Source organism: Borborobacter xinjiangensis, from assembly GCF_047739745.1.
Taxonomy (GTDB): Bacteria; Pseudomonadota; Alphaproteobacteria; order Rhizobiales; family Rhizobiaceae; genus Pseudaminobacter.
In genome coordinates this window covers 48,655-64,623 of record NZ_JBLLVA010000006.1, presented here as the reverse complement: position 1 = coordinate 64,623, position 15,969 = coordinate 48,655, and the positions used below count along the sequence as shown (strand labels likewise).

Genomic DNA, 15,969 nt, shown 5'->3' with positions numbered 1-15,969 from the left:
ACGTCTGCGGCGCCACTCAATGCGATCTTAGCAATCTTTGGGAGGAGTTGCCATGACCGTTCGCGACAGTGAACCGAGTGACGATCTCGCGCGGGCGATCACCAGGGCCTCGATCGAGGCCGAGCTTGAAAATCGCGTGGACGAAACCACCGTCGACAAATGGATCAATGGCATCGTTGAATTTCTCGGCGTGCTGGTCCTCGGCGCCATTACGCTGCTGGTTTTCGCCAATGCGTTTCTCCGCTACACCTTCAACAGCGGCATCATATGGGCCGACGAGATCGTCATTGCCCTGGTGCCTTGGCTGGCTATGTTGGGGATGTTCCTGTCGGTGCGCCGGCGCGAGATCATCCGTATCGGTTTCCTGATCGATCGCCTGTCGCCGCGCGCGCGGCGGCTGCTGCTTGTCTGCACCGAACTCTTTTCCACGGTTGCGTTCGGTTATCTGGCGCTCGTGTCCTTCAACTACGTTTCGCTATTCGGGTCTGACCGGTCGGTATACCTGTCCTTGTCCAAAGGCTGGTTCACTTCCGCCATGTGCTTGGGGGCAGGCCTCGTCTGCCTTGCCTTCCTGGCCGAAACCGTTTCGCACTTTCGTCGCGCCGATGAAGATGTCGGCGCCACGGAAGTCAGGCGTCCCGCCAATGCCGGAGGAATGTCATGATCGGCGCTTCGATCGGTATCGCGTCGCTGGTGGCCTTTCTCGTCGCCGGCGTTCCCATGATCGCCGCGCTGATGATTGCAGTGACCATCAGTCTCGTCATCGGCAGCCAGTGGGGGCTTGTGCTGCCTCAGAACATGGTCGCCGGAATGAGCAGCTATACGCTGATCTCGTTTCCGCTGTTCGTGCTTGGCGGCATCTACATGAATGCCGGCGGTATCTCGGGCAAGCTGTTCAATTTCGCTAGATCGCTGGTCGGCTGGATGAAGGGCGGGCTTGCCCAGGTCAATGTGCTCACCAGCATGTTCTTTGGCGGCATGGTCGGCTCCTCAACCGCCGATCTGGCGGGGAGCGCATCGATCCTCATTCCCGAGATGAAGAAGGAAGGCTATAGCGCGCCGTTTGCCGCAGCCGTCAGTGCTTCGTCGTCGGGTGTCGGGCCGCTTATCCCGCCGAGCTCTCCGGCCATTCTCTATTCGGCCGTTACCGGGACGTCGCTTGGCGCGCTGTTTCTGGCAGGGCTAGTTCCCGGAGTGCTGCTTGGACTGTTGTTTATGGCCGCCGTCGGTTACTTGGCGCACAAGAACGGATATCCGACATTCGGCAAGTTCTCGCTGCTGGAGATATGGCGCGCGGCGCTGGCTGCAGGCCTTGCCTTTGGCATGCCGGCCATCATTGTCGGCGGGCTGGTCCTTGGTATTTTTACGCCGACCGAAGCTGGCGCGTTCGGCGCGGTCTACGCGGCGTTCCTGGCGCTTTTCGTCTACCGTTCGCTTGATTGGGCGGGACTTTACCGCGCCACAGTGGCGGCTGTGCAATTGTCGGGAGAACTGCTCCTGATCGTCAGCCTGTCAGCTGCGCTAGGATCGGTGCTTTCGGCTGCGCATGTTCCAGCCACGCTGGCGTCCTTTATCGACGTGCTGGCCATCGGAGACAGCACGTTCCTGCGTCTTTGCGCGCTTATGGTGATCGCCGTTATCGCCGGCATGTTTCTTGATCCGCTCATTCCGGTGCTGGTTCCGGTTCTTTTGCCGACGCTCATCGCCTTTGACATCGACCTGGTGCATTTCGGCACGTTGATGGTGATGGCGGTGGTAATCGGCCAAGTGACGCCGCCGGTCGCAATGTCGCTCATAATTGCCGGGCGGATTGCCAAATGCGACCAGCTGCAGGTGTTCAAGGCCAATATGCCCTTCTTCATCGTGACCCTGCTTTTCACGTTCCTGCTGATGGCGGTCCCTGAACTTGCCACCTGGCTTCCGACCATGGCGAAAGATTGAGCATCATTCGCGGGGAAGGAGGTATCCATGAGCCTGTACGACTGTCTCTCGGTATCCAAGGACGCTTCCGTCGGCGAGCTCGAACAGGCCTATCAGCGTGCGCTCGACGGATTGCCAAAAAGCGGCGTGAGAGGGTGGCTGATACGCAGCCTCGGTTTGGACAGCAGGATCCACTACGCATTTTTTGTCCTGAGCAATCCGAGAAGACGACGCGACTATGATCGCGACCTCAGGGTGAATTCCCACATGTCGCATATGTATCTGGGCTATTGAGGCCTTGGAGCTGCCGTCGCCGGCTCAGCTGGCCAAGTCAACAATATAACCGCATGAAGAGGGCCCCTGAGACCCCTCGCCGCATGCGTGAAGCCGACCGTTCCCATCAGATTTTGCAGAAACTCGCCGCGAAAAAACTTCTTGACTCTATCCTCTCCTAGGGGATAGCAAAATGCATGTCTGACTCCAAGCAAACCCACACGTCACATCCCGCCACGCTGAAACGGCTTCGCCGTGCCGAAGGCCATCTGCGCGGCATCATCGCCATGATCGAGGCGGGTCGGTCCTGTCTGGATATCGCGCAGCAGCTTCACGCCGTGGAGAAGGCGGTGGGGCAAGCCAAGCGAACGCTTATTCAGGATCACCTTGATCACTGTCTCGAAGACGTGGTCGGGCCCCTCCCGAGAAACCAGCGGCGGTCGATCGACGAGTTCAAGGAAATCACCAAGTACCTCTGAGGTTCAGATGCCATCCTTCGCCGCACTTATTCAGCAAAGCTCTGCTCACGCTTGGCTATTCGTTCCAAGCGCGGTGTTCCTCGGGGCACTCCACGGGCTTGAGCCCGGCCATTCCAAGACGATGATGGCGGCGTTTATCGTTGCCGTGCGCGGCACGGTCATTCAGGCGGTGCTGCTCGGTCTTGCCGCCACGGTCTCTCACACGATCGTGGTTTGGGGCATTGCCCTAGGCGGCCTTTATCTCTGGCGGGGTGTCGATGCCGAGACCTTCGAACCCTACTTCCAACTGGCGTCGGCAGCCATCATCATTGCGATCGCGCTTTGGATGCTATGGCGAACCTGGGCGGATCAGCGGCGCGCCAAGGCCGCCATCCACGATCACGATCATGACGACCACCACGATGTTGCTCATGAAGGGGTCGAGGCGATCCGGCGGGTCGACACGGGTCACGGCATGATGGCAATCGAGCTTTCCAGTGATGCGACCGCACGTTGGCGCATTCGCGTGGAGCGTGGTCATGTCTGGTCAGCAGGAGACGTAACAATCGTCACCGAGCGCCCCGACGGCTCGCGCCAAGGCTTCACCTTCGTTCAGCGCGACGGCTATCTTGAATCCCTGGACAGCGTAGCCGAGCCGCATGAATTCAGGGCCCGACTGAGTCTCGGCCACGGCAGCCATACGCATGAATACGATCTCGCCTACCCGCGCAGCCACGGGGATGACCACGAGCATGAAGCCGTTGGACTCGACGTGACTGCGCGCGAGTATCAGGACGCGCATGAGCTGGCGCATGCAAACGACATCCGCCGAAAATTTGCAGACCGCAATGCCACGACCTGGCAGATCATCGTGTTCGGACTGACGGGCGGCCTCATTCCTTGCCCGGCTGCGATCACGGTTCTGCTGCTTTGCCTGCAGCTCAAGGAGTTCACTCTCGGCTTTGCCTTGGTGCTGTGCTTCTCCATCGGGCTTGCGGCAACTCTGGTCACGGTCGGTGCGGCGGCAGCCCTCAGCGTGCGTCATGCCACGAAACGCTGGTCATGGTTTGGGGCGTTCGCGCGCCGTGCGCCTTATTTTTCCAGTCTGCTTATTATCGCGGTAGGCCTTTACATAGGTGTCCAGGGCTGGGCCGGCTTGTCGGCCCACGCCGCCGCGCCAGTGCTTCATGAGACCACGTCGGGCGGCTGAAGCACCGGCAGGGCGCGTAGCCACGAGTTTCCCCGCACACCGCTGCGCATATAGGACAACGCTGTTCGCCCTATACCCCCGCTGAGGGTGCAAGCCCCGAAAAGCCGGCACCCACAGCAAATTAGAAACGATACTTTACAATTCACATGAATAGCGGCCGGAAGACACCGAGCTCTCGATTGCCTGAAGCGGCCTTGTCGATCATCCTCATTTAAGAACGTTGGTCCATACCTTGTCGATCAGCTTCTGCGATGGGGCATCGCAGGCCCAGGAGAAGACGATCTTCGCATCGGCCGGCGCTTTGATTTCAGGTGCGGTTCGCAGCTCTTCGGTCATGTGAGCCTCCGCGCCCTTGATCACATTGGCATATCCGGTAAAGTTGGACTGCAACGCCATGTTTTCTGGCGCCATCATGAAGTCTATGAATTTCTTGGCGTTCTCCACATTTGATGCCGTGGACGGGATCATCATCGTGTCCATCCAGCCGATGACGCCTTCCTTGGGATAGGCATAGGCCAGCACTTTATTGGCCGCGGCCGCCTCAGTGCGCCCCTTCAGCGCGTAGCCGTTCCACTGCGCGCCGATAACCGTATCACCGTTTATCAGGCGATCATTCACCCCCTCGGAACTGTAGGTGTTGACGGCCGGCTTCTGTTCCAGCAGCAGATCCTGGACCTTCTGCATCTGCGCGGGATCGGAATTGCAGAATTCCTGACCCAGATAGAGATGGGCCATGTTGACGATCTCCTCAGGCGTCTTGAAAACACTGACCCTGCCGGCCACGCTTGCCTCCGGCTTGAAGTATTCGCCGAGAGATTCGAATTTCTTGCCATAGAGGTCTTCGCGATAGGCGATGGACGTCGTCCCCCAATGGAATGGCGCGGTGTATTCCTGGTTAGGGTCCCAGTCCGACTTTTTCCAGCGGTCCTCGACATTTGCAAAGTTTGGCAGCGACTTGACGTCATACTTCTGCACCAGCCCTTCGCTAATCAGAACCGGCACGAAATTGTGGGTCGGAATAATGACGTCATAACCCGAGGCCCCGGCCTTCAGCTTGGCAAGAAGCGTTTCATTCGAGTCGTAGGTGTCGACGGTAACTTTGATGCCGGTCTCGGACTCGAATTTCTTCACGGCCTCCGGTGAGGTGTAGTCGGTCCAGTTGTAGACGAAAAGTTTTTCTTCGGCTTGAGCGGCAGTTGACGAAAGCGCTAGAACTGCAAGTAGTGCTGAGGTGGCGGTCAGTTTCATTTATCTCCTCCCTTGGATGATATTTTGATGATCGGATGTCAGGTATCGTTCTTCTTTCGCGTCACGATCCAGTAAAGTGTGACCAGCAGAAGTGATGCGGCCAGCAGCAGCGAGGAGACAGCATTGACCTCCGGTGTCACGCCTTGCCGGATCATGCTGTAGATGTAGACGGGCAGGGTGGTCCCGCCCGCCCCAGCGACCATCATGGTAATGATGAAGTCGTCGAGCGAGATGACGAAGCTCAGCATCGCGCCGGCGAGGATTCCCGGCATCAGGATCGGAAGGGTGACGTAGCGGAACGTGTCCCAGTCGGTGCCGTAGAGGTCAGCGGAAGCCTGCTCTAGCGTCATGTCCATGCCTTCGAGCCGCGCCCGTATGGGCATGAAGGCAAAAGGAATGCAGAACGTGACATGGGCGATGATGACATTGCCCAGTCCCAGCGACAGCCCGGTTCCGGCAAAGACAATCAGCATGGCAACCGCTGTCACGATTTCGGGAACCATCAGCGGCAGCGAGATCAGCGTGAGGCTGGCTGCGCGCCCGGGAAACTTGCCGCCACGCACCAGCACAAGAGCGGCAAGAGTGGCAATCACGGTGGCGGCCGCGGTTGCAACCGTCGCCACAATCAGCGAGTTCATCGCCGCATGCCTGATATCGGCATTGGCGAAGACCTTCCCATACCACTCGAAGCTGAACCCCGACCACACCATCACCAGGCTGCCCGAATTGAACGAGTAGAGCATTAGGATGGCAATCGGCAGGTAGAGAAACACCATGAAGGCATAAGCCCATGGCTTCAAGCCGCGCACGTCGCCGATCGACCGGCCTTGCCTACGAGATGGCATCTTATGCATGGACGCCAACTCCGCCTTGTAGTCCGACTCGACGGGCCGCCTGTGCATACCAGATGAGACAGAGGATCACGAAGCCGAGCAGTATCATCGCCACAGCAGCCCCAAATGGCCAGTTCCGTGCGGTGGCAAACTGGAACTGTACCAGACTGCCGAGCATGAGCTTCTTGCCGCCGCCCAGCAGGTCAGGCTGGATGAACGCGCCAAGGCTCGGGATGAAGACCAGGATCGAACCAGCCACGATGCCGGGCCTGGTCAGCGGAATGATGACCCGGCGAAAAGTGTCGTAGGTGTTGGAATAGAGGTCGGCTGAAGCCTCCACCAGCCGGAAGTCGAGCTTTTCGAGGCTGGCATAGATCGGCAGAACCATGATCGGCACGAAAGCGTAGGTCAGGCCGACGGCGATGGCGAAGTCCGTATACATTAGGCCGAAGGTCTCGTCGGTTCCCAGGATGCCCAGCCAACGGAACGGCAGTTCGATGGTGCCGTTACGGCCCAGAATGATGATCCAGGCGAACGTGCGGACGAGCTGGTTAGTCCAGAACGGGATCGTGATGAGATAGATCCAGAGGTTGCGCTGGCTGGGCGGTCGACGCACGATGAAGTAGGCCACCGGGAAGCCGACGATCAGGCAGAGGATAGTCGTTACCGCCGCCAGCACGAGCGAGCGCGCAATGATGGTCAAATAGCTCGGATTGAAGACGACATTGTCGAGCAGATCCCGTTCGAACAGAAATTGGAAATAGGCCTCGGTCGTAAAGTGCCAATGGACGCCACCGAACGGATTGGCCTCGAGGAACGAATACAAGGCCATGATCAGCACCGGCATCACCATGAAAAGGGTGATGACGATGATCGCCGGGCCGAGCCCGAGGGTTCGGCGGAACGCGGGGCTCTCAGGGAGGTCCATCACTTGATCAGCATCCGAAGGGCGTCGACGCCGAAATGGACCGAAACAGCGTCACCGACCTTGTTGGTGAAAGCGCCATTGTCCTTGTTGCGCCCCTCGACCATGATCGGCGCGTCTTCGCCGATATCGACATGGTAGAATGTCGACTGACCGAGATAGTCGACCAGCCGGATCGTTCCCGGTAGCCCGGTGCCGTTTGCCCCACCGATCTGTACCTTTTCCGGACGCAGAAACAACGTTCCCCTGTCGCCGGCCTTGTGGTCCCCGCCATTGCGGGCCTCAAGCAGGCGGCCACGCGGGGTGCGACAGGACGCGACCCCGTCCTCCACCCTCTCGATTTCCGCCTCGATGAAATTCGCGTCACCGATGAACGAGGCGACGAATTTGTTGACCGGGTGTTCGTAGATCTCGGTCGGCGTGCCGACCTGCTGGACCTCGCCTTCCGACATGACGGCAATTCGGTCGCTCATCGATAGCGCTTCCTCCTGGTCGTGGGTGACGAACACGAAGGTGATGCCCGTGGCCTTCTGGAGCTGCTTGAGTTCGGTACGCATGGCTTGCCGCAGCTTCAAATCGAGCGCCGACAGAGGCTCATCGAGCAGCAGGACCTTCGGATGCGGGGCAAGAGCGCGGGCCAGCGCAACGCGCTGCTGTTGGCCGCCTGATAGCTGAGCGGGGCGGCGCTGCATGAATTTCTCCATCTTCACCAGTTGCAGCGAGCGCGCCATCGTCTGTTCGATCTCGTGGGTTGGCCGCTTGAGACGGCGAAGGCCGTAGGCGACGTTTTCCCCGACCGTCATATGCGGGAACAATGCGTAGTGCTGGAACACCGTGTTGACCGACCGCTTGTTGGCCGGCAGTCCTGCAATGTTTTGCCCAAAAAGCGACACCGAGCCTTGAGTGACTGCCTCGAAGCCCGCCAAAATGCGCAGCAGCGTTGTCTTGCCGCATCCGGAGGGGCCAAGCAGCGTGAAGAACTCATTGTCGCGGATCGTCAGCGACACATTCCTCAGGGCGGTCGCGCAGTTCTGCCCTTGGCCGAACACCTTCACGACACCAGAGATGTCGATAGCCGCGGGGGTCCGGTCCGTTGTCGCCGATGAGGTCATATATACGTTTCCTTCCTCCCTGCAGCCTCAGACCGGCTTAAAGCACGCCTTCCCTGACCAGATCATCCATGGTCGCGGCAATGCTCTTGTGCAGTATGTCGCCGATCTCCTCAATCTGGGCTGGCTCGAGAATGAGCGGGGGGGACATGATGTTCAGATGACCGAGCGGACGGACGATCAAGCCACGCCTCTGGCAATTCTGTGCGATGCGCTTGCCGACATTGGCCTCCAATGGCAGTAGCGCCTTGGTCGCCTTGTCGGCGACATTTTCGATGCACATCATGAAATGGCTGCCGCGCACTTCACCCACCAGATCGAGGTTTTCGAGCTTCTTGAGCGTTTGTTCGAAGATCGGGCCGGTCTCGCGAACCCGTTCGCAGATGTTCTCCCGTTCCAGTATTTCGATATTCTTCAGCCCCGCCGCACAGGCCGCCGGGTGGCAGCTATAGGTGAAGCCATGATAGAAGGCAGCGTCTTCACCGCTGATCACGTCAAAGATATCGTCGGAAACTATCGTCGCCGACAGCGGCTGATAACCGGACGAGATGCCCTTGGCGGTGCAGATTATGTCTGGCTGGACACCAAATTTGTCATAGGACGCAAACATGTGTCCGAGTCGTCCGAACGCAGTCACGACCTCGTCGGAGATGTAGAAGATTCCGTACTTTCGGCACATCTCCCAAGTGCGCTTGTGATAGCCCTCCGGCGGCACGATGACGCCGCCGGCGCCAAGGATCGGCTCGGCAATGAAGGCGGCGACGTTGTCGGGCCCGAGCTTCAGGATGGCGTCTTCCATCTCGGCAATGAGGAAGTCTAGAAAGCCGTCCTCGCTTACCCCTTCAGGCCGGCGATAGCTGTGCGGGGCTGACAGGTAGTGCACCAGATCCGTCGCGCCGTCCCAGCCATGCTGGTAAATCGGCCCGGTGAGCGCAATCGTCAGATGCGTGCTGCCGTGATAGGCGTTTTGCCGCGAGAGAATTTTCTTACGGTAAGGTTTGCCGATCCTGTTGAAATAATGGTGGATCATCCGTACGGCCGAATCATTGGCCATTGATCCGCCGGTGCCGAAGAACACGTGATTGAGCGTTCCAGGCGCCAGAGCGGCGATCTTGGCCGCCAATGCCGAGGCAGGCTTATTGGTCAGATTGTTGAACGCCGAATAGAACGGCAATTCGCGCAGTTGCTCGGCGATGGCATCGATGATCTCGTCGCGGCCATAGCCGACATTGACGCACCAGAGGCCGCCGATGCCATCGTAGAAGCGGTTGCCCTCGGCATCCGTGACATGGACGCCCTCGGCCCCAGCGATGACCGTGCAACCTTCCTGCTTGTTGGCGGCCAGGCTACTGAAGGAATGGATGAGATGCCTGCGATCCTGTTCCCAGGCCTCGTGTCCCGACTGGTGATAGTTGGCGTGCAAGATCGTCTCCTTGGACTTTGATGTCGGTCGAAGTGCTTCGGCCGCTAGGGCCTGATAGCAGTGAAGTGGCTAGGCTGCCGGCCGGTACCAGCCGAGTCCGCCATCGGGCAGCCATCTGGTCCTTTGCTTGACCTCTAGAAAGGCCTCCAAGCCCCACTTTCCGAGCTCGCGGCCGAAGCCGCTCTTCTTCATGCCGCCCCACGGAGCCTGCATTACCACCATCTGGTTGCAGTTCTGCCAGGTAATTCCCGCATCGATCTGGTCCACCACCCGTTCTGCGCGGGCGACATCCTCCGAAAGCACCGTCGCAGCCAGGCCGTAATCCGTGTCGTTGGCCAGCGCGATGGCCTCAGCCTCATCCGTGAACGTCTTAACGCTCAGCACCGGCCCGAAAATCTCGTCGCGCCAGATCGACATATGCGGTTCGACCTTGGTGAAGATCGTGGGTTCGAGGAAATAGCCGTTGTTCAGTCCCTTCGGCCTGCCGCCGCCAGTCAGCAGCTCAGCACCCTCGTTGAGACCGGCAGCTACGTATCCAGTCACCTTGTTGTAGTGCTCGGCGCTGGCCAAAGGGCCCATCTGCACGCCCGCGGTGCGGCCGTCGCCGACGACAATCGACTGCGCGCCCTCTTTGAGCTTGTCGAGAAATAATGGGGCGATGCTTTCATGCAGCAGCAGCCGCGAGGTCGACGTGCAGACCTGCCCCTGATTGACGAAAGCCCCGAACATCACCCATTCGACCGCCCGATCGAGCTTGACGTCGCCGAACACGATGACGGGCGACTTGCCACCAAGCTCGAGGCTGACGCGCTTCAGCGTCGCCGCTGCAAGCGACATGATGCGCCGGCCTGTCGCCGTACTGCCGGTAAAGCTGACCTTGTCCACGCCGGGATGATGGACCAGGGCTTCACCGGCCTCGCGCCCATAGCCGGTCACCACATTGAGCACGCCAGCCGGAAAGCCGGAGTTTTGGACGAGCTCGGCCAGGGCCAGCGCCGTCAGTGATGTCACCTCGGAAGGTTTGACGACACAGGCGCAGCCGGCGGCGATCGCGGCCGCGACCTTCCACGTGAACTGTTCGATCGGAAAATTCCATGGCGTGATCAGGGCCACGACGCCGAGCGGCTGGTAGGTGACCGTGGTCTTTAGGTAGTCAACCGGCAGTTCGAGCTCGGTGCCGCGCCAGCCCCCAAACTGCTCGGTAAGATCGGCATACATGTCAAAAATCTGCGCCGCTGTGTCGACGTCATAAAGCGCTTCGGCCAGCGGCTTGCCGTTGTCGATCGTCTCCAACTCGCCGAGCCGTTCGCGGCTTTCCCTAATATTGCGGGCAAGATTGCGCAGCAGCTCCGCGCGCCTAGCCGGATCCGATCGTTTCCAGCCGCCGTCGAATGCGGCCCGCGCCGCACGAACGGCGGCGTCGACGTCCTCGTTGCCGCCGGCCGGAACGGTGTCGAACTCGGTTTCGTTGGCCGGATTGACGCATGGGATAGTCCGCCCGCTCGTAGCGTCGACCCATTTATTCCCGATAAACATCCTGCTGCCCAAGTCTCGCTCCCATATCTCGCACGCGGGTTGATCCCGCCTTGTGATTTTTCGCCTGAAACGCGCCCGCAACACGGGCACCGGCTTTGGCGAACCAAGCACTCGGGAAATCCGAACCTTTTGTCTGGCACACGCGGCTGGACCCCTCCTTTCTTCTACATTATCGTCATCGTTCGCTTGAATCCCACGATCGGGGTAATCGGGGCCCGACCAGCGCGAGGGACGACAAAACCATGGCTGTTGACGAGCTGGGCGCCGCGGCCGTTTTCGGCCGGATGGCCGAGACGCTGGGCACACCGAGATTTCACCGCGGCGTCCTCGATATCGTGCGGACGCTCTTTCCCAGCGACTTTGCCCAAGTCTACCATATCGGACGCGACGGTAGGGCCGTGTGCATCGATCCTTGCGATACGCCCGAGACGGCGTGCAAGTCCTACGAGCAGGGCTTCAGCCTGAACTGCCCTCTTTCGAGGTATTGGCAAAGCACCGGCCGCCCTGGTGTGGTGACCATGAACGAAGTGCGCGGCCGCTTCGAAAATTACGGCAACTACTTCAGCGATTTCTACAACCCGATGGGACTTGTCGATGAGATCGGGGTACTGCTGCCATCGCCTGGCAGGCGCACGGTGGCACTGTTCATGGAAAGAACGAACAGCTTCACCGAGGAGGCGGCAAGAACCGTGCGCCGCTTTTATTCCGGCATTACGCGACTTCATCGCGCCAACAACCAGCTCATCTTCCGCAATGCCGTCACTCGTGGCACGCGCGGCGTACAGCCGAATGCCGTTACCATCCTCGACCGGGCCGGCGAAACGGTGTTTGCCAACCGCGAATGGCGACAGGCCTGTCAGCTCGACCGTTCGCTTGCAGATAGGATAAGGGCGGCGCTTGCCTGGGACAGCACCAACCTCGAAATCGATAGCGGCAGGGTCTCGCTCACCAGCCTGGACGAGTCCTTCGCAATCTCCCCGGGTGGGCGGCTATGCGTGCTCGATCAGAGCTCGCGGCCGGGAGGGGGCACATTGGATGCCTACAAGCAAACCTTTCTCGTCGGTCAGGTCAGCAAGCGGGAACACGAGATCATCTGCGCAATGCTCGAGGGCCACCCGACCAAGGCAATCGCCGAGCGGCTGGGTTGCGCTCTGGAGACTGTGAAGGCGCACAAAAAGCGTATCTATAGCCGGTTGGACATCACGACGGAGCGCGAAATTTTTCTTATGTTCCTGGAGCATCTGCAGGGGCGCAGCGTGTCAGTTCAGCTCCAAAGTGCTCATTGAGCTTAGTCCGCTGACGTCGCACCAGGCTGGCCCTTTGCCATCTCGCGACGCGGCTCGAGAACCAGTTGCCAGTGCCGAGTCGCCGCGGCTGCTCATTCCGAGGGCTGTTCGGGCAGACTTTCCGGAGGAATAACGGGAGTGGTCCCGGTATCTGGCGGCGGCTCTTCGATCTCGCGGTCGCCGGTTTTCGGAGGTACAAGCACGCCGTTGCATCGATCAAGCGCCTCGGAGAGGGATTGATCCTCCCTCGGCTCGCTTTCAGTTTGATCCTCACCGTTCTGCTCAGGCTTGATCTGGCAGGGATTGGCCGCCTCCGGTTGGCTCGCACTGTCTTCCTGCGAATTGGCGGATGCTGGACCGGCTAGCCCGACAAGCGACAATGCGGCCCCCAGCAGCATCGTTCTGAAGGCCGTTGCGGCGACAAACATCACGCCTCTCGCAAACGCCCGGGGCCCGGGAAAGCTGGGTTCGGAGGGAACCTCGGGTGGTGTTCCAGGAGGTATCTGGATCGGCTCTTCCTCCGGCGCAGGAACCGGATCGGGTGAAGGCGAAGGAACTCCAGGCGGCTCGAGCGGTGGAGGCGTTTCCGGGGGCGAGGGCGGTCGAGCCGGCTCGGGATTGGGATTGGCTGGCGTCGGTCGGGGGTTGTTGGGATCAGGGACGGGGCCGTTCATGGGGTGCTCCATAGAATCGGTTGCTTCTGAAGATCCAACCCATTCGCGGCCGGTCCGTTCCGGGACACGTGGGAGGTGGGACGAGCGGTGGACAGTTCGCTCGTGCGCGAACGCGAAAGCTTCAAGCGTCGATCTGGGCTGTCGGCCACCGTGGGCCACGACGGGGTTGTTTCCAGCGGCGATATATGAGCGTGCCGGCGAGTAGGGGACGTATGAGCCGGATCACGTCCCCCGACGCGGACGCAAGTTGCCGCGCCGCAGCTTGGAATTCAGCGGGGTCTCTTGGTCAATGACAGATAGGTCGGATTGAATTCGGCAAAGGCGAACAAGGCCTCTGGATCAGGAATCGTCAAAATGCCGTCTTTCCATTTGATGAGCCCTGATTTGCGCAACGTTTGCACCGAACGGTTGAGGTGGACGGCCGAAATTCCGGTGAGGTCTGCCAGGTCTCCTTGCCGAATCGGAAAGGCGAAGGAGTTGTTGTCAGTCAAGCCCACTACGCTGAGACGCGTAAAGGCTTCACTCATGAAATGAGCGACGTGGGCGGCGGCGGGCCGCCTCGCAAGAGATACCAACCATGCTCGGTGGATTGCCGCATCCACAACGGTCAGCATCCAAAGAAGCCGGCCAAGGTGCGGGGACTTTTCGGTCGCCGATCGAATACTGTCATGGGTGATGAACACGACAGTGCAGGGCGAAAGCGCCACCACGGAATGATCCATAACCTTCAGGACAAGACTGTGAAGGTCGACAAAATCGCCTGAGTGATGAAGCGCGGAGAATTGCCTCCTGCCGTCCAGAAAATAATGAATTCTTCCTGCAAAGCCTGAGAGCACCAGGCACGCTTCGGTTGGCGTGGATCCTTCAGCAACAATTTCGTCATTTACCGAAAAAGACTTCGTGCGTCCCACGAATGTCTCGATCAACGACTTCTCCGCATCCGAGACGATATCCCGGTGCGACAGTGCTGCAACAAGACTGCTGTAGATGGATGCCATGCCGTAGTTCTTTCAGGTGCAAAGGCAAGAGGCTGACGCAGAATGCGCTCCTCCTCCTATCACAGCCTGTTCAAATCGGCGAACCTATTCAGATATGCTAGGCTTGCGACAACCGGAACCTTAGGAGCCGCCTTCGCTCGATTTGCTCGAAGAACGTCACGGAAACGTTATGGAGGCTCATTACGCCTCATCAAGCTCGCGCAAATCGAATTGGACGGAGTGCCCGTGCCTGATGGCTGCCTCGGCAATGGCGTTTTCCAGTTCCTTACCCGAAATGGGGCAAACTGCCATCAACGTGCGGATAGCCTTTGCCGCCCTGGCCGTCGATATGGCCCGCTCCCTGCCGTCGTGACTGTACATATACTGCTCGATCAAGCTGCTGAGCTTGTGGGGAAATGCTGGCATCGGATGCTCCTTTCCAGCCCTCCATCGCAACAAAGAGCATCCGGGGGGAAATTGCACCATCAATTGATAGTGCGGAACGAGAGGCCTAATGCGTGCTGAGCTTTGTCCTGCACGGCAGGCACCAGAGATCAGGGCCTGCTGAAGTCAGTCACGTTCCGCAAAAGGTCTGGAGTACGCGCTCATGTGGCTCAGGAGGGGCGGCGTATTGCGCCATTGTCGGTTGCTCGTCGAAAGGTCGAACAAGCACTGAAAGCAGCTCTTTGAAGGGCGTGAAATCGGAAGATTCCACGGCTGCCTTGATGACCGCCTCGACCCGGTGGTTACGTGGAATATACTTCGGATTGACGGACATCATTGCCTGCCGACGGGCCATTGCGTGCTGCGGTTCCTGCGCAAGTCTTTGCCTCCACCCAGTCGCCCACAGGTCGAATTCGGCGGGGTTGGCAAAAAGGGAGCGGGTGAGGCCTGTGCCCTCCGGGGAATCGATGTCGTCGCCAAGATACCTAAACGTCAGGGTGAAGTCCGCCCGGTTGCGCGCCATCGTTTCAAAAAGGTCACGCGCGAGGCCAATGTCCGTATCGGCTTCGGTCAGCAGCCCGAGTTTTTTTCTCAAACCTTGATGAAAGGCTGCTTCGTAGCGTGATTGAAATTGCCGCAGTGCGTCTTCCGCCTGCGCGATCGCCTTGGTTTGATCGTCGTTCAGCAACGGCAGCAACGTCTCGGCAAAACGAGCGAGGTTCCAGACCGCGACGTGCGGCTGGTTGGCGAAGGCATAGCGGCCGAGCTGGTCGATCGAGCTGAATACCGTCATCGGATTGTAGGCGTCCATGAAAGCGCAGGGACCGTAGTCGATGGTCTCGCCTGAAATGCTCATGTTGTCGGTATTCATGACGCCATGGATGAAGCCGACCAGCATCCAGCGCGCAATGAGATCTGCCTGCACGGCGATAACCGACTCCAGCAGGCCGAGATAAGGCTGCTCCTGCCCGGCGATTTGCGGGAAATGCCGTTCGATCGTGTAGTCGGCCAAGGTTTTCAGGGCTTCGGCGTCCTGCCGCGCGGCAAAGTACTGGAAGGTGCCGATGCGGATATGGCTTGCGGCGACGCGCGTCAGCACCGCTCCGGGAAGGCGGGTCTCGCGATATACCGTTTCACCGGTCGTGACGGCTGCCAGCGTCCGCGTGGTCGGTATGCCCAACGCCCACATGGCCTCGCTGACCAGATATTCGCGCAGGACCGGCCCTATAGCGGCGCGGCCATCGCCGTTGCGCGAAAATCTGGTTGGGCCTGAGCCTTTGAGCTGGAGATCGCGAAGCGTGCCATTGCGATCGACGACCTCGCCGATTAACAGAGCGCGACCATCGCCGAGCTGAGGCACGAAATTGCCGAACTGATGGCCCGCATAGGCAAGCGCTATGGGCCGGGCGCTATCAGGAAACTTGTTGCCTGCGAGCATGGCCACACCTTCGGGGCTGGCCAAGTAGTCCACGTCAAGGCCAAGCTCCTCGGCGAGCGCACTGTTGACGCGGATGAGGCGGGGTGAGGCGACCGGATTTGCATCGATGCGCTCGTAGAACCGGTCGGGCAACTGCGCGTATGAGTTGCGAAAGGCCGGCGGCGAGCTGCCGGGATCGCGCTTGTCGGCCGATAAAGAGGATGCACTGGTCATGA

At 59.7% G+C, this 15,969-nt stretch carries 16 protein-coding genes; 6 read left to right on the top strand and 10 right to left on the bottom strand.

Annotated elements, in window-relative coordinates:
- Nucleotides 1-52: 52 nt before the first annotated feature.
- The 5 genes from ACLKMW_RS09285 to ACLKMW_RS09265 all read left to right on the top strand — a co-directional run bounded on the left by ACLKMW_RS09285 (nucleotide 53) and on the right by ACLKMW_RS09265 (nucleotide 3,861).
- The gene (locus tag ACLKMW_RS09285; RefSeq protein WP_415724169.1) at nucleotides 53-664 is read left to right on the top strand and encodes a TRAP transporter small permease; all 612 of its coding nucleotides are present in this window, start codon (nucleotides 53-55) and stop codon (nucleotides 662-664) included.
- Nucleotides 661-1,941, top strand: a complete 1,281-nt coding sequence (locus tag ACLKMW_RS09280) for a TRAP transporter large permease (RefSeq protein WP_415724168.1) — start codon at nucleotides 661-663, stop codon at nucleotides 1,939-1,941. Before ACLKMW_RS09285 ends, ACLKMW_RS09280 begins: the two co-directional genes overlap by 4 nt.
- A gap of 27 nt (nucleotides 1,942-1,968) precedes the next feature.
- The gene (locus tag ACLKMW_RS09275) at nucleotides 1,969-2,214 is read left to right on the top strand and encodes a hypothetical protein (RefSeq protein WP_415724167.1); all 246 of its coding nucleotides are present in this window, start codon (nucleotides 1,969-1,971) and stop codon (nucleotides 2,212-2,214) included.
- Nucleotides 2,215-2,390: 176 nt separating this feature from the next.
- Nucleotides 2,391-2,672 (top strand): metal-sensing transcriptional repressor, encoded by a 282-nt coding sequence (locus tag ACLKMW_RS09270; RefSeq protein WP_415724166.1) that lies wholly within the window; start codon nucleotides 2,391-2,393, stop codon nucleotides 2,670-2,672.
- Between the two features lie 7 nt (nucleotides 2,673-2,679).
- Entirely contained in the window at nucleotides 2,680-3,861 is a 1,182-nt protein-coding gene (locus ACLKMW_RS09265) for a nickel/cobalt efflux transporter (protein ID WP_415724165.1), read from the top strand.
- A 207-nt stretch (nucleotides 3,862-4,068) separates the two neighbouring features.
- On the opposite strand, the gene ACLKMW_RS09260 is transcribed toward ACLKMW_RS09265, so the two are convergent.
- The 6 genes from ACLKMW_RS09260 to ACLKMW_RS09235 all read right to left on the bottom strand — a co-directional run bounded on the left by ACLKMW_RS09260 (nucleotide 4,069) and on the right by ACLKMW_RS09235 (nucleotide 10,935).
- Nucleotides 4,069-5,109, bottom strand: coding sequence for an extracellular solute-binding protein (locus tag ACLKMW_RS09260; RefSeq protein WP_415724164.1), 1,041 nt, complete (start codon nucleotides 5,107-5,109; stop codon nucleotides 4,069-4,071).
- Between the two features lie 38 nt (nucleotides 5,110-5,147).
- Nucleotides 5,148-5,963 (bottom strand): ABC transporter permease, encoded by an 816-nt coding sequence (locus ACLKMW_RS09255; RefSeq protein ID WP_415724163.1) that lies wholly within the window; start codon nucleotides 5,961-5,963, stop codon nucleotides 5,148-5,150.
- Nucleotides 5,956-6,870, bottom strand: a complete 915-nt coding sequence (locus ACLKMW_RS09250; RefSeq protein WP_415724288.1) for an ABC transporter permease — start codon at nucleotides 6,868-6,870, stop codon at nucleotides 5,956-5,958. Before ACLKMW_RS09250 ends, ACLKMW_RS09255 begins: the two co-directional genes overlap by 8 nt.
- On the bottom strand, nucleotides 6,870-7,979 hold the full coding sequence (locus tag ACLKMW_RS09245) for an ABC transporter ATP-binding protein (RefSeq protein ID WP_415724162.1): 1,110 nt from the start codon (nucleotides 7,977-7,979) through the stop codon (nucleotides 6,870-6,872). The genes ACLKMW_RS09250 and ACLKMW_RS09245 overlap by 1 nt, the downstream gene beginning before the upstream one ends.
- A 37-nt stretch (nucleotides 7,980-8,016) precedes the next feature.
- Nucleotides 8,017-9,399, bottom strand: a complete 1,383-nt coding sequence (locus tag ACLKMW_RS09240; RefSeq protein ID WP_415724161.1) for an aminotransferase — start codon at nucleotides 9,397-9,399, stop codon at nucleotides 8,017-8,019.
- 69 nt (nucleotides 9,400-9,468) lie between these two features.
- A complete protein-coding gene (locus ACLKMW_RS09235; RefSeq protein WP_415724160.1) occupies nucleotides 9,469-10,935 on the bottom strand; it encodes an aldehyde dehydrogenase family protein in 1,467 nt (488 codons plus the stop codon).
- Between the two features lie 242 nt (nucleotides 10,936-11,177).
- On the opposite strand from ACLKMW_RS09235, the gene ACLKMW_RS09230 reads away from it, so the two are divergent.
- Nucleotides 11,178-12,221: a helix-turn-helix transcriptional regulator gene (locus ACLKMW_RS09230; protein WP_415724159.1), complete on the top strand. Its 1,044-nt coding sequence runs from the start codon at nucleotides 11,178-11,180 to the stop codon at nucleotides 12,219-12,221.
- 92 nt (nucleotides 12,222-12,313) lie between these two features.
- Here ACLKMW_RS09230 and ACLKMW_RS09225 read toward each other — a convergent pair whose 3' ends face one another.
- The 4 genes from ACLKMW_RS09225 to ACLKMW_RS09210 form a co-directional block, all read right to left on the bottom strand.
- A complete protein-coding gene (locus tag ACLKMW_RS09225; RefSeq protein WP_415724158.1) occupies nucleotides 12,314-12,649 on the bottom strand; it encodes a hypothetical protein in 336 nt (111 codons plus the stop codon).
- 515 nt (nucleotides 12,650-13,164) lie between these two features.
- A complete protein-coding gene (locus tag ACLKMW_RS09220) occupies nucleotides 13,165-13,893 on the bottom strand; it encodes a Crp/Fnr family transcriptional regulator (RefSeq protein WP_415724157.1) in 729 nt (242 codons plus the stop codon).
- Nucleotides 13,894-14,073: 180 nt separating this feature from the next.
- On the bottom strand, nucleotides 14,074-14,298 hold the full coding sequence (locus ACLKMW_RS09215) for a hypothetical protein (protein WP_415724156.1): 225 nt from the start codon (nucleotides 14,296-14,298) through the stop codon (nucleotides 14,074-14,076).
- Nucleotides 14,299-14,446: 148 nt separating this feature from the next.
- Entirely contained in the window at nucleotides 14,447-15,967 is a 1,521-nt protein-coding gene (locus ACLKMW_RS09210) for a protein adenylyltransferase SelO (RefSeq protein WP_415724155.1), read from the bottom strand.
- Between the last annotated feature and the right edge of the window lie 2 nt (nucleotides 15,968-15,969).